The sequence below is a fragment of the Streptomyces sp. NPDC002044 genome, from assembly GCF_040296725.1.
GTDB classification, from domain to species: Bacteria; Actinomycetota; Actinomycetes; order Streptomycetales; family Streptomycetaceae; genus Streptomyces; species Streptomyces antarcticus.
The window spans coordinates 1-24,811 of sequence record NZ_JBEOXU010000025.1 but is presented as its reverse complement, the minus strand read 5'-3'; the positions used below and the strand labels follow the sequence as shown (position 1 = coordinate 24,811).

Genomic DNA, 24,811 nt, shown 5'->3' with positions numbered 1-24,811 from the left:
CCGGCCGTCGCCCCGGCCGCTACTCCGAGAGGGCTCCCGCCAGGGCTTGAAGCCCGGATCCGGCGCCCCAGCGGGCTCCGATCCCGCGGACCGACACCTGCCGTACGTCGTCCAGGACCTCCTCGTGGCCGACGGCCCGCTCGATCACCACGTGCAGCCGGTCGTCCGAGAGCTCCTCGACCTTGCCGTCGCCCCACTCCACGACGACCACGGACTCGGGCAGCGAGACGTCGAGGTCCAGGTCCTCCATCTCGTCCAGCCCGCCGCCCAGCCGGTACGCGTCCACGTGCACGAGCGCCGGACCGTCCCCCAGCGGCGGGTGGACGCGGGCGATCACGAAGGTCGGCGAGGTCACGGCCCCGCGCACGCCCAGGCCCTCGCCGAGGCCGCGGGTCAGGGTCGTCTTGCCGGCGCCCAGCTCCCCCGTCAGCAGCACCAGGTCACCGGGGCGCAGCAGCCCCGCGATCCTCAGGCCCAGCCCGCGCATGGCGTCCGGGGAGTCGACGGTGATCAGGGTTTCGGCGCGGACGCCGGCCTCAGCTGCCGGGGCCGGGCCTCGCGGCGCTTCCAGCGGTACTTCTTCCATGCCCGCCAACGTTAGCCGCTGCCGGGACCGGGACCGCGCCGGTGCGGGCGAGCAGCTCGGTGAGCAGCCGGGTCACGGTCTCCGGCTGCTCCAGCATCATCAGGTGGCCGGCGGATTCCAGGACCACCAGCTCGGCTCCCGGCAGCGCCTCCTTGATGGCCTCGCTGTGCGCGAGCGGGGTGATCATGTCCCGGTCCCCGGCGATGACGGTGACCGGGATGTCCGCGAACCGCTGGAGGGCGACGGTCTTGTCGTGGGTCTGGAAGGCCGGGTAGAACTCCGCGACCACGTCGATCGGGGTGGCCTCGATGAGGCGCTCCGCGAACCGCGCGACGCCCGGATCGACGTCCCGGGAGCCGAACGAGTACATCTTGATCATTCCCGCGAAGAGGTCGGCGGTGGCCCGCCGTCCCTTCTCCACCAGCTCCACCTGCGAGCCGAGGGCCTTGAGCACGCCCGGCAGGAACCGGCGCACCGCGCCCAGGCCGACCGCGGGGAGCCCGTACGTCACCTCGCCGAGGCGGCCGCTGGACGTGCCGACCAGGGCCACGCCGACGACGCGCTCGCGCACCAGGCCGGGGAACAGCTCGGCCAGTCCCATGATGGTCATGCCGCCCATCGAGTGACCGACGAGGATCAGCGGGCCCTCGGGGGCCGTGGCGTCGAGTACGGCCTTCAGGTCCCGGCCCAGCTGCTCGATGGTCACCGGCTCGCCGTCCGCCTGGGCGAGGCCGCGGGCGCTGCGGCCGTGGCTGCGCTGGTCCCAGTAGACGGCGCGGACCACCCCGCGCAGCGCGGCGCGCTGGAAGTGCCAGGAGTCCTGGCCGAGGCAGTAGCCGTGGCAGAACACGACGGTGGCCTGGGGCGTCGGCTTGCGGCGCAGCCGGCGCTTGGCCGTCGCGTCGCCCGGCACCTCGTCGACCTCGTCGACCTCGTAGTAGAGCTGGGTGCCGTCCTCGGCCCGGCAGGTGCCTTCGGTGCCGCGCAGGGAGCCGTAGTCCCCGGCGGCGTCGAGGGCCAGGCGCGCCTTCATGCGCATGCCGCGGCCGACGGTGATCCGTTCGACGGCGACTCCGGCCGCCGCGCCCGCCGCCATCACGCCGATGGCGGCTCCGGCCCAGCCGGCCTTGCGCCAGTTCTCGCTCACGCCGCCGCCCTCACTCGGCCTCAGCCGCCCAGGTACACCCGGGGCACGCGCCCCCCGATACGGGTGACGATCTCATACGCGATGGTGTCCGCGGCCTGCGCCCAGTCCTCGGCGGTGGGTTCACCGCGCTCCGCGTCGCCGAAGAGGACGGCCTCGTCGCCGACGCGGGCCGTGTCGGCGCCGAGGTCGACCACGAACTGGTCCATGGCGACGCGCCCGGCGACGCGGCGGACCTTCCCGCCGACGAGCACCGGCCCGCGGCCCGAGGCGTGCCGCGGGATGCCGTCGGCGTAACCGGCCGGGATCAGCGCGAGGTTCGACTCGGCGTCGGTGACGTAGTGGTGGCCGTAGCTCACGCCGTGCCCGGCGGGGACCGTCTTGACCAGCGCGAGGGAGGCCCTGAGCGTCATCGCGGGCCGCAGGCCCAGCTGGGCCGGGGTGCCGAGCTCGGGCGCGGGCGACACGCCGTAGACGGCGACCCCGCAGCGCACCAGGTCGAAGTGCGACTCCGGGAGGGTGAGGGTGGCCGGCGAGTTGGCGATGTGCCGGACCTCGGGGTCCAAGCCCTCCTTCTCGGCGTACGCGAGCATGTCGCGGAACGCGGTGAGCTGGAGCTGGATGGAGGGGTGGCCGGGTTCGTCGGCGCAGGCGAAGTGCGACCAGACGCCGGTGACCCGGACGGTCCCCTCGGCCTGCGCGGCCACGGCGGCGCCGACCAGTTCCGCCCAGTCGGCGGGCTGGCAGCCGTTGCGGCCGAGGCCGGTGTCGGCCTTGAGCTGGACGCGGGCGCTGCGCCCGGTCGCGCGCGCGGCGGCGCGCACCTCGTCCAGGGCCCACATCCCGCTCACGGACACGTCGATGTCGGCTTCGACCGCCGCGCGCCACGGCCCGCCGGGGGTCCACAGCCAGCACATGATCCGCCCCTGGATCCCGGCGGCGCGCAGCGCGAGCGCCTCCTCGGGGGTGGCGGTCCCGAGCCAGGCGGCACCGGCCTCCTGGGCGGCGCGGGCGCACTCCAGGGCTCCGTGCCCGTAGGCGTTCGCCTTGACCACGGCCATCAGCTCGGCCCGGGGCGCCCGCTCGCGCAGGGCGCGCACGTTCTCCCGTACGGCATCAAGATCGATCTCGGCGTACACGCGCGTCGGTGTCTCGTTCATCGCCCACAGTCTCGCAGACCCCGGTTACGCGCCGTAAAACCCCGCCGCGTCCCGCCCACCGGCAGACCCACCACGAACCGGAGCCAAAACCAGCCCCGCCGGCGTTCGAGGCGCGGGGTCCCGCCCACCGGCACACCCACCACAAACCGGAGCCGAAACCAGCCCCGCCGGCGTTCGAGGCGCGGGGTCCCGCCCACCGGCACACCCACCACGAACCGGAGCCAAAACCAGCCCCGCCGGCGTTCGAGGCGCGGGGTCCGGGGCGGAGCCCCGAGGCCCGGCCGCAGGCACCGGCACCGCCCCGGACAGCCCCCGGGAGCACTCCACCCCCCGCCGGGGCGTCACGGTGTGCGGACGTCCCGCCACGCACCCGGCAGTGCCTGCGCCACCTCCTGCGCGAGCACCGGCGCCCCGGCCGCGGCCCGCCGCCCCGCGAGTCCGTGCAGGTACGCCGCCACCGCCCCCGCGTCCGCCCCGGACAGCCCGCCCGCCAGCAGCGCACCGGCCAGCCCGGACAGCACGTCCCCGCTCCCGGCGGTGGCCAGCCACGGGGTCCCGGTCGGGTTGACCCGTACGGGACCCCCGAACCCACCGCCCCCACCGCCCCCACCGCCCCCACCGCCGGAGGCGATCAGCGTCGTGGAGCCCTTCAGCAGCGCCGCCACCCCGTACCGCTCGGCCAGCGCCCGCACCGCCCTCAGCCGCCCCGCCTCCACCGACTCCCGCGACACCCCCAGCAGGGCCGCCGCCTCCCCCGCGTGCGGGGTCAGCAGGGTCGGGGCCGACCGGGCTCGCAGCACCCCGGTGTCGAGCCCGCGCAGCCCGTCCGCGTCGACCAGTACCGGCACGTCCTCGGCCAGCAGCCCCGCGACCTCGCCGCCGCGCCCCTCCCCCAGCCCCGGCCCGACCACCCAGGCCTGTACGCGGCCCCGCCCGATCAGCGTCTCCGGGTACCGCGCGAGCACGGCGTCCGCGGCCGCCGCCGGACCGACGTACCGGACCGCGCCCGCACCGCCCCGCAGCGCCCCGGCCACGGCCAGCACCGCCGCGCCCGGGTACTGCGCGGACCCGGCGACGATGCCGACCACGCCCCGCCGGTACTTGTCGCTCGACGCCCCCGGCTCCGGCAGCAGCGCCGCGACGTCGGCGTGCTGGAGGGCCTGCGCGTCCGGCCCGCCCAGGGCCAGCCCGATGTCCACCAGGTGCACGGCGCCCGCCCGGGAGGCCCCGGGGTCGATCAGCAGCCCGGGCTTGTACGCCCCGAACGTCACCGTCACGTCGGCGGTCACCGCCGGGCCCGCCACCTCACCGGTGTCCGCGTCCACCCCGCTCGGCAGGTCCACGGCGACCACCGGGACCCCGGCCGGGATCCGCTCGACCAGCGCCGCGGCCGCCGGCCGCAGCCCGCCCCGCCCGCCGATCCCGAGCAGCCCGTCGAGCACCAAATCCGCCCGCGCGGGCATGGTGTCCGACACCCGGCCGCCGGCGGCCCGCAGCGCCGCGAGCCCGCCCGCGTGCATCCGCAGCGGGTCCATCGGCACCGCCGTCACCCCGGCCCCGCGCCGGGCCAGGCGCGCGCCGGCGTAGAGCGCGTCGCCCCCGTTGTCCCCCGGCCCCACCAGCAGCACGACGCGCGCCCCGTAGACCCGCCCCGGCCGCCGGGCCAGCAGCCCCGCGCAGACGGCGGCCAGCCCGGCCGCCGCCCGCAGCATCAGGGCGCCTTCGGGCAGCCGGTCCATGAGCTCCCGCTCGGCGGCCCGTACGGTCTCCACGCTGTAAGCAGTACGCATGGCCCCCAGCCTGCCCGACCGGCGCGGCCCCTACCCCTCGGCCACCGCCCCGCGGCCCGTCCCCGTGGCCCCTACCCCTCGGCGATCACCACGGCGGAGGCGACCCCCGCGTCGTGGCTCAGCGAGATGTGCCAGGACGTCACGCCCAGCGCCAGCGCCCTCGCCTCGACCGTCCCGGACACCCGCAGCCGCGGCCGCCCGGACTCCTCCACGTACACCTCGGCGTCGGTCCACAGCATCCCGCCGGGCGCGCCGAGCGCCTTCGCGAGCGCCTCCTTGGCCGCGAACCGGGCGGCGAGCGACGCGGTTCCGCGCCGCTCGCCGCTCGGCAGCGTCAGCTCGGCGTCGACGAAGAGCCGCCGCGCCAGGTTCGGCGTCCGCTCCAGCGCCGCGCCGAACCGGTCGATCTCCGCGACGTCGATCCCCACACCGATGATCACAACGACTACCCCACTGCCCCGCTACTCCACCGTCACCGACTTGGCGAGGTTACGCGGCTGGTCCACCTCGTTGCCCCGGGCCGTCGCCAGCTCGCACGCGAAGACCTGCAGCGGCACCGTCGCCACCAGCGGCTGGAGCAGCGTCGGCGTCGCGGGGATCCGGATCAGGTGGTCGGCGTACGGGACGACCGCCTCGTCGCCCTCCTCCGCGATCACGATGGTCCGCGCCCCGCGGGCCCGGATCTCCTGGATGTTCGACACGATCTTGTCGTGGAGCACCGAGCGGCCCTTCGGCGACGGCACGACCACCACCACCGGCAGGTCCTTCTCGATCAGCGCGATCGGCCCGTGCTTCAGCTCGCCCGCCGCGAAGCCCTCGGCGTGCATGTACGCCAGCTCCTTGAGCTTGAGCGCGCCCTCCAGTGCCACCGGGTAGCCGACGTGCCGCCCCAGGAACAGCACCGTGTTCTTGTCCGCCAGGGAGCGCGCGAGCTCCCGTACCGGCTCCATCGTCTCCAGGACGGTGTCCACGGCCGCGGCGATGTCCGACAGCTCCCGGACGACCGTCTCGATCTCGTCGCCCCACTTCGTGCCCCGCACCTGGCCGAGGTAGAGCGCGACGAGGTAGCAGGCGACCAGCTGCGTCAGGAACGCCTTCGTGGAGGCGACGGCCACCTCCGGACCGGCGTGCGTGTACAGCACGGCGTCCGACTCGCGCGGGATGGTGGAGCCGTTCGTGTTGCATACGGCCAGCACCTTGGCCCCCTGTTCACGCGCGTGCCGCAGCGCCATCAGGGTGTCCATCGTCTCGCCGGACTGCGAGATCGCGATCACGAGGGTGCGCTGGTCGAGGATCGGATCGCGGTAGCGGAACTCGCTCGCCAGCTCCGTCTCGCACGGGATGCGCGTCCAGTGCTCGATGGCCAGCTTCGCGATCATGCCCGCGTGGTAGGCCGTGCCGCAGGCGACGATGACGACCTTGTCGACCTCCCGGAGCACCGAGACGGGGATGCGCACCTCGTCCAGGGTCAGCGAGCCGTTCGCGTCGATCCGGCCCAGAAGGGTGTCGGCCACGGCCTTCGGCTGCTCGGCGATCTCCTTGAGCATGAAGTAGTCGTAGCCGCCCTTCTCGGCCGCCGAGGCGTCCCAGTCCACGTGGTACGCACGCACGGTGGCGGCGGAGCCGTCGAAGTTGGTCACCGTGACGCCGTCGCGGCGGAGCTCGACGACCTGGTCCTGGCCCAGCTCGATCGCGGCCCGGGTGTGGGCGATGAACGCGGCCACGTCGGAGGCGAGGAAGTTCTCCCCCTCGCCGACGCCCACCACCAGGGGCGAGTTGCGGCGCGCGCCGACCACCACGTCCGGCTCGTCGGCGTGCACCGCGACCAGCGTGAAGGCGCCGTCCAGGCGCCGGCACACCTGCCGCATCGCCTCGGCGAGGTCCCCGGCGGCCGCGAAGTGCTCGGCGAGCAGGTGGGCCACGACCTCGGTGTCCGTCTCGGAGTCGAGCCGGTGCCCGCGCCCGGCCAGCTCGGCGCGGAGCGCGGCGAAGTTCTCGATGATCCCGTTGTGCACGACGGCCACGCGCCCCGCGTTGTCGAGGTGCGGGTGGGCGTTGGCGTCGGTGGGCCCGCCGTGGGTCGCCCACCGGGTGTGCCCCAGTCCCGTGGACCCGGCCGGCAACGGGTTCCCGACCAGCTCCTTCTCCAGATTGACCAGCTTCCCGGCCTTCTTGACGGAGGCCAGCCCACCGTCGGCGAGCACGGCGATCCCCGCCGAGTCGTAGCCGCGGTACTCCAGCCGCTTGAGTCCGGCGATGACCACATCGAGCGCCGACTGCGCTCCCACGTAACCCACAATTCCGCACATAGGCGGCAGGGTACGCCGTAGTCGGCCGTCTGCCCGGTACCTGAACAAGACGAAACCCGCCCGGCCCGGACCGCCCACCGGTACCGCTACGTGACCCACCGCATAACCCACAACAGCCCCCCACCCCCGACAATGGCGGTGTGATCACTTCGCCGCCACGAAGCAGCACGCCGGAGAACGCAATGGAGCGCACCGGCCAGGACGGGCCCCGCCCGGCCACCGGACAGGACGGGTCCCACCCGCGCCCGGCCCACCGCCGGGGCCCGGACGCCTCGCCGTACGTCGACCTGACCCGTGCCGAGTGGAGCGCCCTGCGCGAGCGGACCCCGCTCCCCCTCACCGCCGACGAGGTCGAGCGGCTGCGCGGGCTCGGCGACGTCATCGACCTCGACGAGGTGCGCGACGTCTACCTCCCGCTCTCCCGCCTGCTCAACCTGTACGTCGGCGCCACCAGCAACCTCCGCGGCACCCTCAACACGTTCCTCGGCGACGCGGGCAACGGGCACGGCGCCCAGCAGGGCACCCCGTTCGTCATAGGGGTGGCCGGCTCCGTCGCCGTCGGCAAGTCCACGGTGGCCCGCCTGCTCCAGGCGCTCCTGGCCCGCTGGCCCGAGCACCCGCGCGTGGAGCTGGTCACCACGGACGGATTCCTGTACCCGATGAAGGAGCTCCAGCGGCGCGGGCTCACCTCCCGCAAGGGCTTCCCCGAGTCCTACGACCGCCGCGCGCTCACCCGCTTCGTCGCGGACATCAAGGCCGGCAAGGACGAGGTCCGGGCCCCCGTCTACTCGCACCTGATCTACGACATCGTCCCGGGCGAGGAGCTGGTCGTACGCCGCCCGGACATCCTCATCGTCGAGGGTCTGAACGTCCTCCAGCCGGCCCTCCCCGGCAAGGACGGCCGCACCCGTGTCGGCCTGGCCGACTACTTCGACTTCAGCGTGTACGTCGACGCCCGGCCCGAGGACATCGAGCGCTGGTACCTCAACCGCTTCCGGAAGCTGCGCGCGACCGCCTTCCAGAACCCGTTCTCCTACTTCCGCAAGTACACCCAGGTCTCCGAGGAGGAGGCCGTGGAGTACGCGCAGACGATGTGGCGGACCATCAACAAGCCCAACCTGCTGGAGAACGTGGCCCCCACCCGCGGCCGGGCCACCCTGGTCGTCCGCAAGGGCCCCGACCACAAGGTGCAGAAGCTGAGCCTGCGCAAGCTCTGAGCCGTGGGGAACGCACTAGGGTGCGGGAATGCTGCATCTGCGCCTGATCACGCCTCCCGACCGTACGGAGGCGGTGGTCGCGGCCGTCGAGAAGACGGTCGGCACCACCCACCTGGTCGTCCTGGCGGGCGCCGCCCGGGTGCCGCCGGGAGACCTCGTCCTGTGCGACGTGGCGCGCGAGGCCGCGGACGAGCTGCTGGAGGAGCTGCGGTCCCTCGGGATCGCCGAGGACGGCTCGATCGCCGTCGAGAACATCGACCTCTCGCTGTCCAAGCGGGCCGACGCGGCCGAGGAGGAAGCGCCGGGCGAGCCGGCGGACGCCGTCCTGTGGGAGCACCTGAGCGAATCCACGCACGAGGAGTCCACCCTCAGCATCACCTACGTCGCGTTCATGATCATCGCGACGATGATCGCCGCCTGCGGCGTGGTCCTCGACAACGCCGTCCTGATCGTGGGCGCCATGGCCGTCGGCCCCGAGTTCGGCCCGCTCGCCGGCGTGTGCACCGCCCTGGTGCAGCGCGCGCCCCGGCTGGCGGCGCGCTCCCTCCTCGCCCTGTTGATCGGCTTCGCGGCCGCGATCGCCGTCACCACCTTGTTCAGCCTGGCGATGGACGCGCTGGGCCAGTTCGACAAGGGCATGCTGGAGGACCCGCGGCCGAACACCAGCTTCATCTGGCAGCCGGACCCGTTCTCGTTCATCGTGGCGCTGCTCGCCGGGGTCGCCGGGATACTGTCCCTGACCTCGGCCAAGTCCGGGGCCCTGGTGGGCGTGGCGATCTCCGTGACCACGGTCCCGGCGGCCGCCAACGCCGCCGTGGCCCTGAGCTACGGCGACCTCGGCCAGATGTGGGGCTCGGCGGAGCAACTGCTGCTGAACCTGGGCGGCATCATCGTGGCGGGCGTCCTGACCCTGCTGGCGCAGAAGGCCCTGTGGCGCACCCAGCGGGGCCGCTGGGTCCGCGGCCCTGAGAAGACCTGAGGCCCCGTCGTACGCCTGCGGCCCCGCACCCGGTCCGGGTGCGGGGCGGCCCGTCGGGGGCCCCGCGCCGGACGGGCCGCCCGGCCCGTGGGCCGGGACCCGGGTCACGACGTCCCTGGCCGGACGGGTCGCCTCGCCGGTGCTCCCGCCCGGTGAGTCCCGGATCGGCGGGTTCGGCGGCGTCACCGGGCTCGCCGCCTGGACCGTCGCCCATGACGTGACGCACGTCGTGGACGCCACCCACCCGTTCGCGGAGCGGATGAGCTTCAACGCCTCCGAGGCGCACGCGCTCACCGGCGTCCCGCTGCTGGCACTGCGGCGCCCCGGCTGGACCCCCGAGCCCGGCGACGCCTGGACGTTCTCGGACTCCCTCGCCGGGGCGGCCGCGCTGCTGCCCGAGCTGGGCGGCGGCCGGGTGTTCCTGACCACGGGCCGGATGGGCCTGCACGCCTTCGCGCACCTGGCGGACCCCTGGTTCCTGGTGCGTTCGGTGGACCCGCCGGCCGGTCCGGTGCCGCCGCGGCTCGAAGTCCTGCTGGACCGGGGCCCGTTCACCCTCGACGGCGAGCGGGAGCTGCTGGCCCGCCGCCGCATCGATGTCCTGGTCACCAAGGACAGCGGGGGCTCGGCCACCGCGCCGAAGCTCACCGCGGCCCGCGAGGCCGGCCTCCCGGTCCTCGTCGTGCGCCGCCCCCCGACCCCGTGGGGCGTACCGGAAGCCGGTTCGGTCCGGGCGGCCCTCGACTGGCTCACCCACACCCCGTGACACCCCCGCGCACCACCCGGGCAGCGGGGGTGGTGGTGGTCAGCCGTAGCGGCGCGGGGTCCAGGTGAGGCGGGAGCCGTCGGGTCGCTCGGTGACCTGGGTCTGCGAGGAGCCGATCAGCAGGATCGTCCGCATGTCGACCTCGGAGGGCTCCAGTTCGGCGAGCGTGACGATCCGCACCGACTGCTCGGGGCCGCCCACGTCCCGCGCCACGACCACCGGGGTCTGCGGCGGCCGCAGCTCCAGCAGCAGTTCGCGGGCCTGCGCCACCTGCCAGGTACGGGTCCGCGAGCCGGGGTTGTACAGGGCCAGCACCAGGTCGGCCGCGGCGGCGGCGCGCAGCCGCTCCGCGATGACCTCCCACGGCTTGAGCCGGTCCGACAGGGAGACGGTGGCGTAGTCGTGGCCGAGCGGGGCTCCGGCGGCGGCCGCGGCCGCGTTCGCGGCGGTCACCCCGGGCAGGACCCGTACGGGCACGTCCGTGTACCGCGGCTGCGCGGCGACTTCGAGCACGGCGGTGGCCATGGCGAAGACGCCCGGGTCGCCGCCGGAGACCACGGCCACCCGCTTGCCGCGGCGGGCCAGGTCGAGGGCGAACTCGGCGCGCTCGGACTCCACCTTGTTGTCCGAACCGTGCCGGGCCTGGCCCGGCTTGACCGGCACCCGGTCCAGGTAGGTGGTGTAGCCGACCAGCACCTCGGCGTCGGCGAGCGCCCGCCGGGTCTCGGGAGTGAGCCACAGCGGGCCCGCCGGGCCGGTGCCGACGACCACGACCCCGCCGGGCCCGGACGGAACGCTGCCCGGGTTGCCGATCCGGCTGGGAACGACGGCGACGGCGAAGTACGGCACGGACCCGGGATCGGTGTCGGCGAGGACGCCGGTGCGCTCCCCGTCCATGGTGGCGCGCTCCACGTAGCGGGCCTCGGCGAGCCGGCCGCTGGTCTCCATCGCCCCCAGGACGGCGGGGAAGGTGCGGCCGAGCTTCATGACGACCGCCGAGTCGGTGGCGGCGAGGCGGGCGGCGAGCTCCTCCTCGGGCAGGGTGCCCGGCAGGATCGTCAGCACCTCCTCGCCCTCGACGAGCGGCGTGCCGAGGCGGGCGGCGGCGGCGCTCACGGAGGTGACGCCGGGGATGACCTCGGTGTCGTACCGGTGCGCGAGCCGCTTGTGCATGTGCATGTACGAGCTGTAGAAGAGCGGGTCGCCCTCCGCCAGCACGGCGACGGTCCGGCCGGCGTCCAGGTGGGCGGCCAGACGGGCGGCGGCGGACTCGTAGAACTCGTCCATCGCGCCCTGGTAGCCACCGGGGTGGTCGGTGGTCTCGGTGGTGACCGGGTAGACCAGCGGCTCCTCGACGTGGTCCTCGCGCAGGTACTTCGCGGCGATGGAGCGGGCGATGGAGCGGCCGTGGCGGGCGCTGTGGTAGGCCACGACGTCGGCCGCGGCGATCACTTCGACCGCGCGCAGGGTCATCAGGGAGGGGTCGCCGGGCCCGAGCCCGACGCCGTAGAGACGTCCTGCGGCCCGGTCTACGGCCTGCTCGGCTACGGCCTGCTCGGCTGCGGCGCTCATTCGGCCACGCTCGCGATGGCGTTGACGGCCGCGGCCGCGATGGCGCTGCCGCCGCGGCGGCCCCGCACGATCAGGTGGTCGAGTCCGGAGGGGTGCGCGGCGAGGGCGTCCTTGGACTCCGCGGCGCCGATGAAGCCGACGGGCACGCCGATGACGGCGGCGGGGCGCGGGGCGCCCTCCTCGATCATCTCCAGCAGCCGGAACAGCGCGGTCGGCGCGTTGCCGACGGCGATCACCGAACCCTCCAACAGGCCCCGGTCGCGCCACACTTCGAGCGCGGCGGCGCTGCGCGTGGTGCCCATCCTCGCCGCGAGGTCCGCGACCGAGGGGTCGGAGAGCGTGCAGATCACGTCGTTGCCGGCGGGCAGCCGCTTGCGGGTGACCCCGCTGGCGACCATCTGTACGTCGCACAGCACCGGCGCGCCCGCCTCCAGGGCGGCGCGGGCCCTCAGCACCACCTCGGGCGTGTACCCGAGGTCCTGGGGAAGGTCGGTCATCCCGCAGGCGTGAATCATGCGCACCGCGACCTGGGCGACCGAGGCGGGCAGCCCGGAGAGGTCGGCCTCGGCACGGATCGTGGCAAAGGACTGGCGGTAGATCGCGGCGCCGTCCTTCTCGTACTCGAACACTGTGTACTCGCTCATTTCGTCACTGCGTCTTCGGAGGTGTCGCGGGCCGCCGTGAGGGCGGCGGCCAGGTCGGGACGGTACGGCAGGGGCCGGCCGTGCACGGAGAGCAGGTAGCCGTCGCCGTCGGCCGCGGCCAGGGCGTCCACCCAGGCGGTCCCCCGCGGATGGCCGCACCGGCGCTCGCAGCCGGACCAGTGCACGGGCAGCCGCCCCCGGGATGCGTGGACGACGGCGGCCGCGTCGGCGCGTACGTCCGCGAGGGACTTGGCGCAACCGGGCCGCCCCGTACAGGCGGTGACGGACCGCCAGGGGTCGTCGGCGGCGGTGATCAGGCCCGCGTCGGCGAGCCCGGCGAGGACCCGGCCGGCCCGGTCCGCGGGCAGGCCCGGAACGACGATCCCGCGCCACGGCGTGAGGCGGAGCCGGCCGGTCAGGCCGGCCAGGTGGGACCACTGGTCCGCGGTGAGCCGCCCGAGGGGCGCGAGGACGGACAGCGCGACGGTGGCGCCGGGGCCGTCCACGATCCCCGGCTCGGGCGCGGCCGGGGGGCCGGGGGGCCGGTCGGGTACGGGCGCGGACTGCGCGGCGATTCCCGCGGCCTCGATCCGTACGGTCAACCGGGCCCCGGACAGGGCGTGTTCGGGCGGCAGCTCACTCACCCGCCAGGCGTGGGTGCCGGCTTCGCGGGCCGCGTCGAGGAAGGAGGCGGCGGCCACCAGAGCGGCCCGGGGGGCGTCCGGCGCGGCGACGAGGGCGCCGTCGCGGGCACCGGCCGTCCACACCAGGGCCCGGCCGTCGCCCCGCGCGGTGAGGTTCACGTCCGCGCCGAGGGAGGCCACGTCGCCGCGGCCGTCGTCGAGGGCGAAGAGGAACCGACCGGACAGGGCGGCCGCGGCCGGGTCGGCGCACAGCAGCCCGTCCAGCTCCGGAACCCAGGGGGCCACGTCGGGCAGGCCGCGTCGGTCGAGGCCGGTCAGCGGCGAGGCGACGACGTTGCGGACCCGCTCGTGGGCGGGGGCGGGCAGCAGCCCGGCCGCCGCCAGCAGCTCGGCCAGCTCGCCGCCGCAGCTCGCGCCGAGGCCGCGCAGCTGAACGTTGCCGCGCGAGGTGAGGTCGAGGCGGCCGTCGCCGAGCCGGTGCGCGGCCTGCGCCAGCGTCAGGGCGGCCCGGCCGTCGAGCAGCCCGCCCGGGATCCGCACCCGTGCCAGGAACCCGTCGTCGGCCGCGTGCAGCCGCAGCGCGCCGGGGCAGGCGTCACCGCGGTCCCGTACGACGGATTCGTCGCGCGGCGCGGCGGAGGCGGGCGGGGGCGGGGGCATGGCGGCGAGCATACCCACGATTCCCGCCCCCGGACCTGTGTCCGTCACCACCCCACCCCCCGTGACCAGCACTCCCCCCGCCCCGAACCCAAATCCCCTCCCCCGGCGACACCCGCACCCACAGTCCAAGCCCGAACCACACCAGCCCCGCCGCCACCCAAGCCCCGGCCACTTCCAGCCCCGCCGGCGTTTGAGGCGCGGGGCACGGGGCGGAGCCCCGTAACGGCGCCGCACGCACGGTCCGAGCCGAACCACATCCAGCCCCGCCGGCGTTTGAGGCGCGGGGCACGGGGCGGAGCCCCGTAACGGCCGCCGCACCCGCCCGTACCCGCCCAACCCGGCGCAGCGCCCCGCCCCCCACTCCCGGCCAGGGAAGACGCCGCCTAGGATGACCACCGGCGGGCCACACGGCCCGCCATCGCCGAGGACGGCGACATGGGAGGAAGCCCGGTGTGATTCCGGCGCGGTCCCGCCACTGTGAACCCCCGCGGAGCGATCGGCGGGGTGAGCCAGGAACTCCCGCCGTCCTCACTGCCCGGGGCGCGGAAACCCCGAGGAAGGCCTGCCGCCGCATGATCCTGCTGCTGTCGACGTCCGACACCGATCTGCTCAGCGCCCGCGCCGCGAACACGGCGGACGGCCCCGTGCCGTACCGGTTCGCGAACCCCTCCCGCCTTCCCCTCGACGACCTCCCCGGCCTCCTCGACGGCGTCGGCCTGGTCGTCGTACGCCTCCTCGGCGGCCTCCGCGCCTGGCAGGAGGGCCTCGACGTACTGCTGGCCGCCGACCAGCACCGTCCGGTCGTGGTCCTGACCGGCGAGCAGGCCCCGGACGCGCAGCTGATGGAGGCGTCCACGGTCCCGATCGGCATCGCGGCCGAGGCCCACGGCTACCTCGCGCACGGCGGCCCCGCCAACCTCGGCCAGCTGGCCCGCTTCCTCTCCGACACGGTCCTGCTCACCGGCCACGGCTTCGAGCCGCCCGCGGCCTCCCCCACCTGGGGCCCGCTGGAGCGCACCGCCGGGCGGACCGACGGCCCCCGGGTCGCCGTGCTGTACTACCGCGCCCACGAGATGAGCGGCAACACGGCCTTCGTGCACGCCCTGTGCGAGGCCGTCGAGGCCCACGACGCGCAGCCCGTGCCGCTGTACGTGTCCTCCCTGCGCACCCCCGAGCCGGAGCTGCTGGCCGCGCTCCAGGGGGTCGACGCGGTGGTCACCACCGTCCTCGCGGCCGGCGGCACCAAGCCCGCGACCGCCTCGGCGGGCGGGGACGACGAGTCCTGGGACGCGGGCGCCCTCGCCTCCCTCGGCGTACCGATCCTGCAGGCCCTGTGCCTGACCGGCTCGCGCAGCAACTGGGAGGAGAACGACGAGGGCCTCTCCCCCCTGGACTCCGCCACCCAGGTCGCCGTGCCCGAGTTCGACGGCCGCCTGATCACCGTCCCGTTCTCCTTCAAGGAGTTCGACGCGGACGGCCTGCCCGCGTACGTGGCCGACCCCGAGCGGGCCGCCCGCGTCGCGGGGATCGCGGTGCGGCACGCGCGGCTGCGGCACATCGCCCGCCGTGACAAGAAGGTCGCGCTGGTCCTCTCCGCGTACCCGACCAAGCACTCCCGCATCGGCAACGCGGTGGGTCTGGACACCCCGGCCAGCGCCGTCGAGCTGCTGCGCACGCTGATCGCCGGCGGGTACGACTTCGGTCCCGTCGAGGGGATCCCCGGTCTGGTGTCGGGCGACGGCGACGAGCTGATCCGGGCCCTGATCGAGGCCGGCGGCCACGACCAGGACTGGCTGACCGAGGAGCAGCTGGCCCGCAACCCGGTCCGCATCCCGGCCGCCGACTACCGGCGCTGGTTCGCGCAGCTGCCCGCCGGGCTCCGTGAGAGCGTCGAGCGGCACTGGGGCGAGGCGCCGGGCGAGATGTTCGTCGACCGGTCCTCGAACCCGGAGGGCGACATCGTCCTGGCGGCCCTGCGCCGGGGGAACCTGCTCATCCTGATCCAGCCGCCGCGCGGCTTCGGCGAGAACCCGATCGCGATCTACCACGACCCGGACCTGCCGCCGTCGCACCACTACCTGGCCGCGTACCGCTGGATCCAGGCGCGGACGGAGGACGGCGGCTTCGGCGCCGACGCGATGATCCACCTGGGCAAGCACGGCAACCTGGAGTGGCTGCCGGGCAAGAACGCGGGCCTGTCCGCGGCCTGCGCGCCCGACGCCGCCCTCGGCGACCTGCCCCTGATCTACCCCTTCCTGGTCAACGACCCGGGCGAGGGCACGCAGGCCAAGCGCCGCGTGCACGCCACCCTGATCGACCACCTGGTGCCGCCTATGGCGCGCGCGGAGTCGTACGGGGACATCGCGCGCCTGGAACAGCACCTCGACGAGTACGCGCAGATCTCGGCGATGGACCCGGCCAAGCTGCCGGCGATCCGCGCCCAGATCTGGACCCTGATCCAGGCCGCGAAGCTGGACCACGACCTCGGTCTTCAGGAGCGCCCCGACGACGAGGGCTTCGACGACTTCCTGCTGCACGTCGACGGCTGGCTGTGCGAGATCAAGGACGCCCAGATCCGCGACGGGCTGCACGTCCTGGGCGGCGCCCCGACGGGGGCGGCCCGGGTCAACCTCGTCCTGGCGATCCTGCGCGCCCGCCAGATCTGGGGCGGTACCACGGCCCTGCCGGGCCTGCGCGAGGCGCTGGGCCTGGACGAGTCCGCCGCCACCCGCACCTCGGCGGACGCCGTCGAGGAGACGGCCCGCGCGCTGGTGCAGGCGATGGAGGACGCGGACTGGTCCCCGGAGGCCGTCGCGGCGGTCGCCGAGGGGCATTCGGCCGATGTCGCCGCGGTCCTCGCCTTCGCCGCGCACGAGGTGGTTCCCCGCCTCGCGGGCACGGTGGACGAGATCGCGCACGTGGTCAGCGCCCTGGACGGCTCCTTCGTCCCGGCCGGCCCGTCGGGCTCGCCGCTGCGCGGCCTGGTGAACGTCCTGCCGACCGGCCGCAACTTCTACTCGGTCGACCCCAAGGCCGTCCCGTCCCGGCTCGCCTGGGAGACCGGCCAGGCCCTGGCGGAGTCGCTGCTGACCCGCTACCGCACGGACAACGGCGAGTGGCCCGCGTCCGTCGGCCTGTCCCTGTGGGGCACCAGCGCGATGCGCACCTCCGGCGACGACATCGCGGAGGCCCTGTCCCTGCTGGGCGTCCGCCCCGTCTGGGACGAGGCCTCGCGCCGCGTCACGGGCATCGAGCCGATCCCGCTCGCGGAACTGGGCCGTCCCCGCATCGACGTGACCCTGCGCATCTCGGGCTTCTTCCGGGACGCGTTCCCGCACGTCATCGGCCTGTTGGACGACGCGGTACGGCTCGCGGCGTCCCTCGACGAGCCGGCCTCGGACAACTATGTCCGGGCCCACGCGCAGGCGGACCTGGCCGAGCACGGCGACGAGCGGCGCGCGACGACCCGGATCTTCGGCTCGCGCCCGGGGACGTACGGGGCGGGCATCCTCCAGCTGATCGACTCCCGCGACTGGCGCACGGACGCCGACCTCGCGGAGGTCTACACGGTGTGGGGCGGGTACGCGTACGGCCGCGGCCTGGAGGGCCGTCCGGCGCGCGCCGAAATGGAGACGGCGTACAAGCGGATCACGGTGGCCGCGAAGAACACGGACACCCGCGAGCACGACATCGCGGACTCGGACGACTACTTCCAGTACCACGGCGGCATGGTGGCCACGGTGCGCGCGCTGCGCGGCACGGCCCCCGAGGCGTACATCGGCGACTCGACCCGCCCGGAGACGGTCAAGACCCGCACCCTGGTGGAGGAGACCTCCCGCGTCTTCCGCGCCCGCGTCGTGAACCCGAAGTGGATCGAGGCGATGCGCCGCCACGGCTACAAGGGGGCCTTCGAGCTGGCGGCGACGGTCGACTACCTCTTCGGCTACGACGCCACGACGGGCGTGGTGGCGGACTGGATGTACGACAAGCTGACGGAGACGTACGTCCTGGACCCGGAGAACCGCGCCTTCCTGGAGGAGGCCAACCCCTGGGCCCTGCACGGCATCGCGGAACGGCTGCTGGAGGCCGAGTCGCGCGGCATGTGGGAGAAGCCGGACCCGCAGGTCCTCGAAGCCCTGCGCCAGGTGTACCTGGACACGGAGGGCAACCTGGAGGGCGAGGCGGAGTAGCCCGTCCCCCCAGGGGTGCCCGTCCCCGGGGTGCCCCCCTGCGGGGCCGCGCCCCGGTCTCCACGGTGAAGGCCGTCCCGCCGCCCGTCCCGGGCCGGCCGGGACGGCCTCTTCACGTCCGGGTGCCCCGCGCGCCCCGCGGCCACGGCTCCCGCGGCGGCGGCCCCTGCCAGCACCCCTTCCCCGCGCTCCATATCGGGCGGGGGCCCGTCCCGGCGCGGAACGGCCGGTCCGTCACCTGAAGCGGTGAACTCCCCCTTAGGCCGACCGCATCAGGGGTAGGGCACTGCTGATCTCGTGCGGGGGCCGGGCGCAACCGGCTCCCGCACCCATGGACGAAGGGCCGACCCTGCCGTGACGCAGCCGTTTCAACTGCCGGATTTCTATGTGCCTTATCCGGCGCGACTGAACGCCCATCTGGAGGACGCGCGGGTACACACCAAGACATGGGCGCGCGACCTCGGAATGCTGGAGGGCTCCGGCGTGTGGGAGGAGAAGGACCTCGACTCCCACGACTACGCGCTGCTCTGTTCCTACACCCACCCCGACTGCGACAGCGACGCGCTGTCGCTGGTCACCGACTGGTACGTGTGGGTGTTCTTCTTCGACGACCACTTCCTGGAGATGTACAAGCGCTCCCAGGACCGTGACGGCGCCAAGGCGTACCTCGACAAGCTCGCGGCCTTCATGCCCATGGACCTGTCCGACGGGTTCCCCGAGCCGACCAACCCGGTCGAGGCCGGACTCGCCGACCTGTGGGCGCGGACCGTCCCGGCGATGTCGGCGCACTGGCGGGAACGGTTCTCCGAATCGACGAAGAACCTCCTCAACGAGTCGATGTGGGAACTCGCCAACATCAACATCGGGCGGGTGGCGAACCCCCTGGAGTACATCGAGATGCGCCGCAAGGTGGGCGGCGCCCCCTGGTCGGCCGGCCTGATCGAGTACGTCTCCGCGGAGGTCCCCGCGCGCGTGGCGCACTCGCGTCCGCTCGGGGTGCTGCGCGACGCCTTCTCCGACGCCGTCCACATCAGGAACGACATCTTCTCCTACGAGCGCGAGGTCGCCGACGAGGGCGAGCTCTCCAACGCCATCCTCGTGCTGGAGACCTTCCTCGGCTGCTCCACCCAGGAGGCCGCCGATGCCTCCAACGACCTGCTCACCTCGCGCCTCCAGCAGTTCGAGCAGACCGCCCTCGCCGAGCTGCCCCAGCTGTTCGCCGACCACGCGATGGACCCGGCCGAGATCGCCGCCGTGCTGGCCTACGCCAAGGGCCTCCAGGACTGGCAGTCCGGCGGCCACGAGTGGCACATGGTCTCCAGCCGCTACATGAACAAGGAGGCCAAGGCCACCGCCCCGCTCACCCTGCCCTTCCTGCCGGCCGGGCTGGGCACCACCGCGCTCGACCTCCGGTCGGTGTTCACGCGGCGTTCCATGGAGCTGCGCCAACGCTCCTTCACGCACGTCCCGTTCGAGAAGACCGGCCCGTCCGTCATCCCCGACATCTACATGCCCCACGCGCTGACCCTCAGCCCCCACCTGGCGCACGCGCGCGAGGAGTCGGTGGCGTGGTGCGGCCGGATGGGCATGCTGGATCCCCAGCCCGGCGACCCCGGCTCGGCGATCTGGAACGAACAGAAGCTGCGCGGCTACGACTTCGCGGTCTGCTCGGCGGGGATCGACCCCGACGCCACCCCGGAGGCGCTCGTCCTGAACGCGTGCTGGCTGAGCTGGGGCACGTACGGGGACGACTACTACCCGGTGGTCTTCGCCCAGGCGAAGAACCTGCCCGCCGCGAAGGCCGCCACCACGCGCCTGATCGCCATGATCCCCGTCGACCACGCCGAACAGGCCGTCCCGGTCACGGCCATGGAGCGGGGGCTCGGCGACCTGTGGGTGCGTACGAGCGCCGGCATGTCCACCGAGCAGCGGACCGAGTTCCGGGCCACCCTGGTGGACATGCTGGAGGCGTGGCTCTGGGAGGTGGACAACCAGATCCAGAACCGCATCCCCGACCCGGTGGACTACGCCGAGATGCGGCGCAGCACCTTCGGCAGCCACCTGACGATGTACCTGTGCCGGCTCGGCCACCAGGGCCGTGGCATCCCGGAGGAGATCTACGCCTCCGGCACCATCCGGTCGCTGGAGAACGCCGTCTCGGACGCCGCCTGCCTGATCAACGACATCTTCTCGTACCAGAAGGAGGTGGAGGTCGAGGGCGAGGTGCACAACTACGTGCTCGTCACCCGGAACTTCTTCGACATCGGCTACCCGGAGGCCCTGCACATCTGCCACGCGCTGATGACCCAGCGCACCGAGGAGTTCGAGCACATCGTGGCGAACCAGCTGCCGCTGCTCTACGACGACTGGAAGCTGAGCGCGGAGGCCCGCGCCGCACTCGACGCGTACGTCGGCGAGCTGGAGGACTGGCACGCGGGCATCCTGAACTGGCACGAGAAGATCGCCCGTTACCGCCCGCAGGATCTGCACGCCCTGCCCGACGGACTGTCGACCGGCGTCTGGGGCGCGGACTTCGGCATGGCCGCGGCCCGCATCTCACTGCCCGTCTGACCCGGTGGCGGGGGCGGTCCGCTCGCCCGCCCCCGCCACCGCCCGCCCCCGCAGCCCGCGGCGCGGCAGCCCCGTCCCGCGCCTGCGCCGCCTCCGCCGCCCGCCCCGGCGCCGTACGCCTCAGAACTCGTCGGCGGTGTGCGGCAGCAGTTCCCCCCGCAGGGCCGCGTCCAGCGCCGCCGCCGCGCCCGGCGTGTGTTCCGCGACCAGTCCGGCGGCGACCAGCTCGGCGGCCCGGGTGCCGCCGAGGTAGCAGGCGGCCAGTTCCCGTACGTCCAGGGCCAGGTCGGGGGCCGCGCGGGCCGGCTCGTACGCGGCGCCGTCGGGCCCGGCCTTGAGCCGGAACCGCCCGGCGTTGGCGGGGAGCCGGGCGTCGGTCAGCTCCAGCACCAGTTCCACCGGCGCGGCCCAGGTGCGCGCCGTCAGGGCCGCCGGTACGTCGACGAGCCGCAGCCAGAGCGCCGGGAACTGGGCGGTGACCCGTACCTGGTCCCGGTCGGCCGCGAAGTGGAGCAGCGGGTCGTCCACCGGGCGTCCCCAGGCGCGGACCCGGCCGGTGAGGTCGAGGGCGGCGACGCATTCCCACAGGGCCGCGGCCACCGCCGGGGTGTCGGCCTCCAGTTCGTCGACGCGGACCAGTCCGAGCGGGCGCCCGGCGCTGCCGCCGCCGTCCTCCGGCTTGGTGCGGTAGAGCACGTACCCGGCGACGGGCTCGCCCGGCTCTCCCAGGACGATGACCCGGGGCGGACCCAACTCCTCGTCCTCCTCGTCCTGTTCGGACAGCCATTCCTCGGCCCAGCGCTCGGGGCCGCGGGCCGGGCGGCCGGCCCGCCGGGCGCGGGCGCGCTCGTGGAGGGGGCCGACGGCGGCGAGCACCTCGTCCGCGCCGAGGAGTCGCAGCGGGCGCCGGTCGGGGGCGATCCGCAGGGCGAGCGGCCGGGTCGAGTCGATCTCGATGGTGGCGCCGGTGGTGGCGGCGCCGAAGCCGAAGCGGCCGTAGATGGCGGCCTCGGAGGCCCACAGGGCGGCGATCGGCCGGCCGGCGGCCGCGGCGCGGCGCAGCTGCCCCGCCATGAGGGCGGTGAGTACGCCGCGCCGGCGGTGGGTGGGCGCGACGGACACGAAGGTGAGTCCGGGGCAGGGCAGGTCGGCGCCGGGTACGGAGAGCCGGAAGTCGTGGGCGGCCATGAAGCCGACGAGGGAGCCGCCGTCGTAGGCGCCGATGCGTTCGCACCGGGTCAGGAGCGCGCGGTGCGTGGCGCGGCGCTCCTTCTCGGGCCGGTCGTGGAAGACCAGGTACGCGAGCTCCAGAGCGCGGTCGATGTCGGCCTCGGGTACCTCGCGGATGTCCACCATGATCGCGAGACTAATCGGTCATCGGGGACCGGTCACCCCAAAATGGCCGGTTCTCCCGCCCCGGGCCGCGGACGGGACGAGCCGGCGGCGGACGGGACGGCGCGCGGGGAGGCCGGCGCGCCGACGCGGTGGACGGCACGCGGTGGACGGCCGAAAGGCGCGCCCCCGGGGGACGCGCCCGTGCGCTCACGTCGCGGGGCCGGCCCTTCAGGCGACGGAGCCTATGCGGCCGATCAGCGTGCTGGAGGCGTCGGGGTGGATCGGGATGTGCGCCCCGGTGAGCGCGACGCCGGTGCCGCCGCGGCGGTTGGCGACGATCTCGGCGGCGATGGACAGCGCGGTCTCCTCCGGCGAGCGGGCGCCGAGGTCCAGGCCGATCGGCGAGCGCAGACGGGCCAGTTCGAGCTCGGTCACGCCGACCTCGCGGAGCCGCTTGTTGCGGTCCTCGTGGGTGCGGCGGGAGCCCATGGCGCCGACGTAGGCGACGGGGAGCCGCAGGGCCAGTTCGAGGAGCGGGACGTCGAACTTGGCGTCGTGGGTGAGCACGCACAGGACGGTCCGGCCGTCGACCTCGGTGCTCTCCAGGTAGCGGTGGGGCCAGTCGACGACGATCTCGGCGGCCTCGGGGAAGCGGGCCTTCGTCGCGAAGACGGGCCGCGCGTCGCACACCGTGACCCGGTAGCCGAGGAACGTGCCGATCCGCACGAGGGCGGAGGCGAAGTCGATGGCGCCGAAGACGATCATGCGCGGGGGCGGGACGCTGGACTCGACCAGCACCTTGAGCGGCTCTCCGCAGAGCCTGCCGTCGGCGCCGATCTCCAGCACTCCGGTCCGCCCGGTGTCGAGCATGGCGCGGGCCTCTTCGGCGATCGTGCGGTCCAGCTCGGGGTGTCCGCCGAAGCCGCCCTCGTGGGCGCCCTCGGTACGGACGAGTACGGCGCGGCCCATCAGCTCGGCCGGACCCTCGGCTATCCGGGCGACCGCGGCGGCCTCACCGCGGGCGGCGGCGGCCAGCGCGGCCGCGAACACCTCCCGGGCGGCGGAGCCCACGGGCACCGGGGTGACGAGGATGTCGATGATTCCGCCGCAGGTCAGGCCCACGGCGAAGGCATCGTCGTCGCTGTACCCGAAGCGCTCCCGGACGGTTTCGCCGTCTTCGAGCGCCTGCCGGCACAGCTCGTACACCGCGCCCTCCACGCATCCGCCGGAAACCGAACCGATCGCCGTGCCCTCGCCGTCGACGGCGAGGGCGGCCCCGGGCTGCCGGGGCGCGCTCCCGCCGACCGCCACGACCGTGGCGACGGCGAAGTCACGTCCCTGCTCGACCCACCGGTTCAGTTCTTCGGCGATGTCCAGCATGGGGGCCTCCTCGGAGGGGTTCGGTTCCAGTATCGGATGCGTGGGGGGTCAGGTACGGATCATCGCCCGGCCTAGCCGACGCCGAGCCATCCCTCGATGGGGTGGAGGGCGAAGAACACCAGGAAGATGCCGGTCAGCGCCCACATGAAGGCGCCGATCTCGCGCGCCTTGCCCTGCGCCACCTTGATGGCGACGTAGGAGATGACACCGGCGGCGACGCCGGCCGTGATCGAGTACGTGAAGGGCATGACCACGACGGTCAGGAAGACCGGGATCGCGGTCGCGCTGTCGGCCCAGTCCACGTGGCGGGCGTTCTGCATCATCATCGCGCCGATGACGACCAGGGCGGCGGAGGCGACCTCGCCCGGGACGATCTGGGTGATCGGGGTGAAGAAGAGGCAGGCGGCGAAGAACAGGCCGGTGACCACGGAGGCCAGACCCGTACGGGCGCCCTCACCGACTCCGGTGGCCGACTCGACGAACACGGTCTGGCCGGAGCCGCCCGCGACGCCGCCGATGGCGCCGCCGGCGCCGTCGATGAACAGGGCCTTGGACAGGCCCGGCATGCGGCCCTTGTCGTCGGCGAGCTTGGCCTCGGTGCCGACGCCGATGATGGTGGCCATCGCGTCGAAGAAGCCGGCGAGCACCAGGGTGAAGACGATCATGCCGACGGTCATGTAGCCGACGTCGCCCCAGCCGCCGAAGCTGACGTCGCCGAAGAGCGAGAAGTCGGGCGTGGAGACCACGGAGCCGTCGAGCACCGGCGGGCCGTTCTTCCACGCCTTCGGGTCGATGTCCACGACGGCGTTGAGGATCGCGGCCACGATGGTGCCGCCGACGATGCCGATCAGGATCGCGCCGGGCACCTTGCGGGCCTGGAGCATGAAGATGGCGATCAGGGTGATCGCGAAGAGCAGGACCGGCCAGCCGGAGAGCTCACCGGTGGCGCCGAGCTGCACGGGGGGCATCAACTCCCCGCCGTTGCCGACGAAGCCCGCCTTCACGAAGCCGATCAGGGCGACGAAGAGGCCGATGCCCATGGTGATCCCGTGCTTGAGCGCGAGCGGGATCGCGTTCATGATCAGCTCTCGGAGGCCGGTGACGACCAGGAGACAGATCACGACGCCGTAGACCACGCACATGCCCATGGCCTGCGGCCAGGTCATCTGCGGGGCCACCTGCGAGGCCAGTACGCCGGACACGGAGAGGCCGGCGGCGAGGGCCAGCGGCACCTTTCCGACGAAGCCCATCAGCAGGGTGGTGACGGCCGCGGCGAACGCCGTGGCGGTGATGATCGCCGAGGCGGCCATCGTGGTGCCCTCGACGTCCTTGCCCGAGAGGAGCAGGGGGTTGAGGAGCAGGATGTACGCCATGGCCATGAAGGTCGTGATACCGCCACGAACCTCGTTGCCGACGTTGGATCCTCTGAGCGTTATGTGGAAGTACCGATCGAGCCAAGACCGGCCGGCGGGGTTCAGAGAGCCGTCGCCGGCCTCTTCCGCACTGGTCTTGGGCTCCACAGACGATTGGGTCATGGTGCCTAACTCCCAAGGTTCAAAGGGGCACCCGCATAAAGACTGGAGACGCGGGATTTGGGAAACTCCGTTGGCTGCACGACCCGGGGTGACGGCCCGAGGCGACGCGAATGTTCACTGCGTGTACTGCGGGTAGTGCGGGGGTTACCGCTGGTACTACGGGGGGGGGGTTCGCAGGGGTACTGCCGGGTGAAGGGACCGCGAGCGGTGCGGTACTTCGTGTACTCCGGGCGGTGTGGGTGGAAGTGTGACGTTCCCGGGTCACACCGCCCGGAGAGTCTGGGGGGCTGCCTGGACGAGCCGGGACTTCCCGGCGCCGGTCGTCCCGA

The 24,811-nt window shown here is 74.0% G+C and carries 17 protein-coding genes and 1 riboswitch; of the genes, 5 read left to right on the top strand and 12 right to left on the bottom strand.

Annotated features, from left to right (window positions below; translation table 11 throughout):
- Nucleotides 1–19: 19 nt before the first annotated feature.
- From tsaE to glmS, 6 genes are all read right to left on the bottom strand, one after another.
- Nucleotides 20–586 carry a tRNA (adenosine(37)-N6)-threonylcarbamoyltransferase complex ATPase subunit type 1 TsaE gene (gene tsaE, locus ABT106_RS09505; RefSeq protein WP_502979279.1) on the bottom strand — a complete coding sequence of 189 codons (567 nt, stop codon included), beginning with the start codon at nucleotides 584–586 and terminating at the stop codon, nucleotides 20–22.
- Nucleotides 537–1,682, bottom strand: a complete 1,146-nt coding sequence (locus ABT106_RS09500) for an alpha/beta fold hydrolase (RefSeq protein WP_351274789.1) — start codon at nucleotides 1,680–1,682, stop codon at nucleotides 537–539. Before ABT106_RS09500 ends, tsaE begins: the two co-directional genes overlap by 50 nt.
- Nucleotides 1,683–1,753: 71 nt before the next feature.
- Nucleotides 1,754–2,890 (bottom strand): alanine racemase, encoded by a 1,137-nt coding sequence (gene alr, locus ABT106_RS09495; RefSeq protein WP_351274731.1) that lies wholly within the window; start codon nucleotides 2,888–2,890, stop codon nucleotides 1,754–1,756.
- Nucleotides 2,891–3,231: 341 nt separating this feature from the next.
- Nucleotides 3,232–4,680: an NAD(P)H-hydrate epimerase gene (locus ABT106_RS09490; protein ID WP_351274729.1), complete on the bottom strand. Its 1,449-nt coding sequence runs from the start codon at nucleotides 4,678–4,680 to the stop codon at nucleotides 3,232–3,234.
- A gap of 71 nt (nucleotides 4,681–4,751) precedes the next feature.
- Nucleotides 4,752–5,120: a holo-ACP synthase gene (locus ABT106_RS09485; protein WP_351274727.1), complete on the bottom strand. Its 369-nt coding sequence runs from the start codon at nucleotides 5,118–5,120 to the stop codon at nucleotides 4,752–4,754.
- 21 nt (nucleotides 5,121–5,141) lie between these two features.
- The gene (glmS, locus tag ABT106_RS09480) at nucleotides 5,142–6,989 is read right to left on the bottom strand and encodes a glutamine--fructose-6-phosphate transaminase (isomerizing) (protein WP_351274725.1); all 1,848 of its coding nucleotides are present in this window, start codon (nucleotides 6,987–6,989) and stop codon (nucleotides 5,142–5,144) included.
- Nucleotides 6,990–7,171: 182 nt separating this feature from the next.
- Between glmS and coaA the strand changes: the two genes are divergently transcribed.
- The 3 genes from coaA to ABT106_RS09465 are packed head-to-tail and all read left to right on the top strand — an operon-like array spanning nucleotide 7,172 to nucleotide 9,951.
- Nucleotides 7,172–8,206 (top strand): type I pantothenate kinase, encoded by a 1,035-nt coding sequence (gene coaA / locus ABT106_RS09475; RefSeq protein ID WP_351274722.1) that lies wholly within the window; start codon nucleotides 7,172–7,174, stop codon nucleotides 8,204–8,206.
- 28 nt (nucleotides 8,207–8,234) lie between these two features.
- Nucleotides 8,235–9,185 carry a DUF389 domain-containing protein gene (locus ABT106_RS09470; RefSeq protein WP_351274719.1) on the top strand — a complete coding sequence of 317 codons (951 nt, stop codon included), beginning with the start codon at nucleotides 8,235–8,237 and terminating at the stop codon, nucleotides 9,183–9,185.
- Entirely contained in the window at nucleotides 9,172–9,951 is a 780-nt protein-coding gene (locus tag ABT106_RS09465) for a cobalt-precorrin-6A reductase (protein WP_351274787.1), read from the top strand. Before ABT106_RS09470 ends, ABT106_RS09465 begins: the two co-directional genes overlap by 14 nt.
- 39 nt (nucleotides 9,952–9,990) lie before the next feature.
- Here ABT106_RS09465 and ABT106_RS09460 read toward each other — a convergent pair whose 3' ends face one another.
- Genes ABT106_RS09460 through cobG form a run of 3 tightly spaced genes read right to left on the bottom strand, consistent with a single transcriptional unit; the run spans nucleotide 9,991 to nucleotide 13,471 of the window.
- A complete protein-coding gene (locus ABT106_RS09460) occupies nucleotides 9,991–11,523 on the bottom strand; it encodes a precorrin-2 C(20)-methyltransferase (protein WP_351274716.1) in 1,533 nt (510 codons plus the stop codon).
- Entirely contained in the window at nucleotides 11,520–12,167 is a 648-nt protein-coding gene (locus ABT106_RS09455) for a precorrin-8X methylmutase (RefSeq protein WP_351274713.1), read from the bottom strand. The genes ABT106_RS09460 and ABT106_RS09455 overlap by 4 nt, the downstream gene beginning before the upstream one ends.
- Nucleotides 12,164–13,471 (bottom strand): precorrin-3B synthase, encoded by a 1,308-nt coding sequence (cobG, locus tag ABT106_RS09450; protein WP_351274710.1) that lies wholly within the window; start codon nucleotides 13,469–13,471, stop codon nucleotides 12,164–12,166. The genes ABT106_RS09455 and cobG overlap by 4 nt, the downstream gene beginning before the upstream one ends.
- A 418-nt stretch (nucleotides 13,472–13,889) precedes the next feature.
- A riboswitch (cobalamin riboswitch) is annotated at nucleotides 13,890–13,990 on the top strand.
- A 53-nt stretch (nucleotides 13,991–14,043) separates the two neighbouring features.
- Here cobG and cobN point away from each other — a divergent pair.
- Together cobN and ABT106_RS09440 are read left to right on the top strand one after the other, a co-directional pair.
- Nucleotides 14,044–17,661, top strand: coding sequence for a cobaltochelatase subunit CobN (cobN, locus tag ABT106_RS09445; RefSeq protein ID WP_351274707.1), 3,618 nt, complete (start codon nucleotides 14,044–14,046; stop codon nucleotides 17,659–17,661).
- A gap of 354 nt (nucleotides 17,662–18,015) precedes the next feature.
- The gene (locus ABT106_RS09440; RefSeq protein WP_351274704.1) at nucleotides 18,016–20,232 is read left to right on the top strand and encodes a terpene synthase family protein; all 2,217 of its coding nucleotides are present in this window, start codon (nucleotides 18,016–18,018) and stop codon (nucleotides 20,230–20,232) included.
- 120 nt (nucleotides 20,233–20,352) lie between these two features.
- Here the strand turns inward: ABT106_RS09440 and ABT106_RS09435 are convergent, their stop codons facing one another.
- The 3 genes from ABT106_RS09435 to ABT106_RS09425 all read right to left on the bottom strand — a co-directional run bounded on the left by ABT106_RS09435 (nucleotide 20,353) and on the right by ABT106_RS09425 (nucleotide 24,482).
- Nucleotides 20,353–21,588 (bottom strand): GNAT family N-acetyltransferase, encoded by a 1,236-nt coding sequence (locus tag ABT106_RS09435; RefSeq protein WP_351274702.1) that lies wholly within the window; start codon nucleotides 21,586–21,588, stop codon nucleotides 20,353–20,355.
- 207 nt (nucleotides 21,589–21,795) lie between these two features.
- Nucleotides 21,796–22,947 carry an XdhC family protein gene (locus tag ABT106_RS09430; RefSeq protein WP_351274699.1) on the bottom strand — a complete coding sequence of 384 codons (1,152 nt, stop codon included), beginning with the start codon at nucleotides 22,945–22,947 and terminating at the stop codon, nucleotides 21,796–21,798.
- Nucleotides 22,948–23,018: 71 nt separating this feature from the next.
- Nucleotides 23,019–24,482 carry an NCS2 family permease gene (locus ABT106_RS09425; protein WP_351274697.1) on the bottom strand — a complete coding sequence of 488 codons (1,464 nt, stop codon included), beginning with the start codon at nucleotides 24,480–24,482 and terminating at the stop codon, nucleotides 23,019–23,021.
- Nucleotides 24,483–24,811 lie beyond the last annotated feature (329 nt).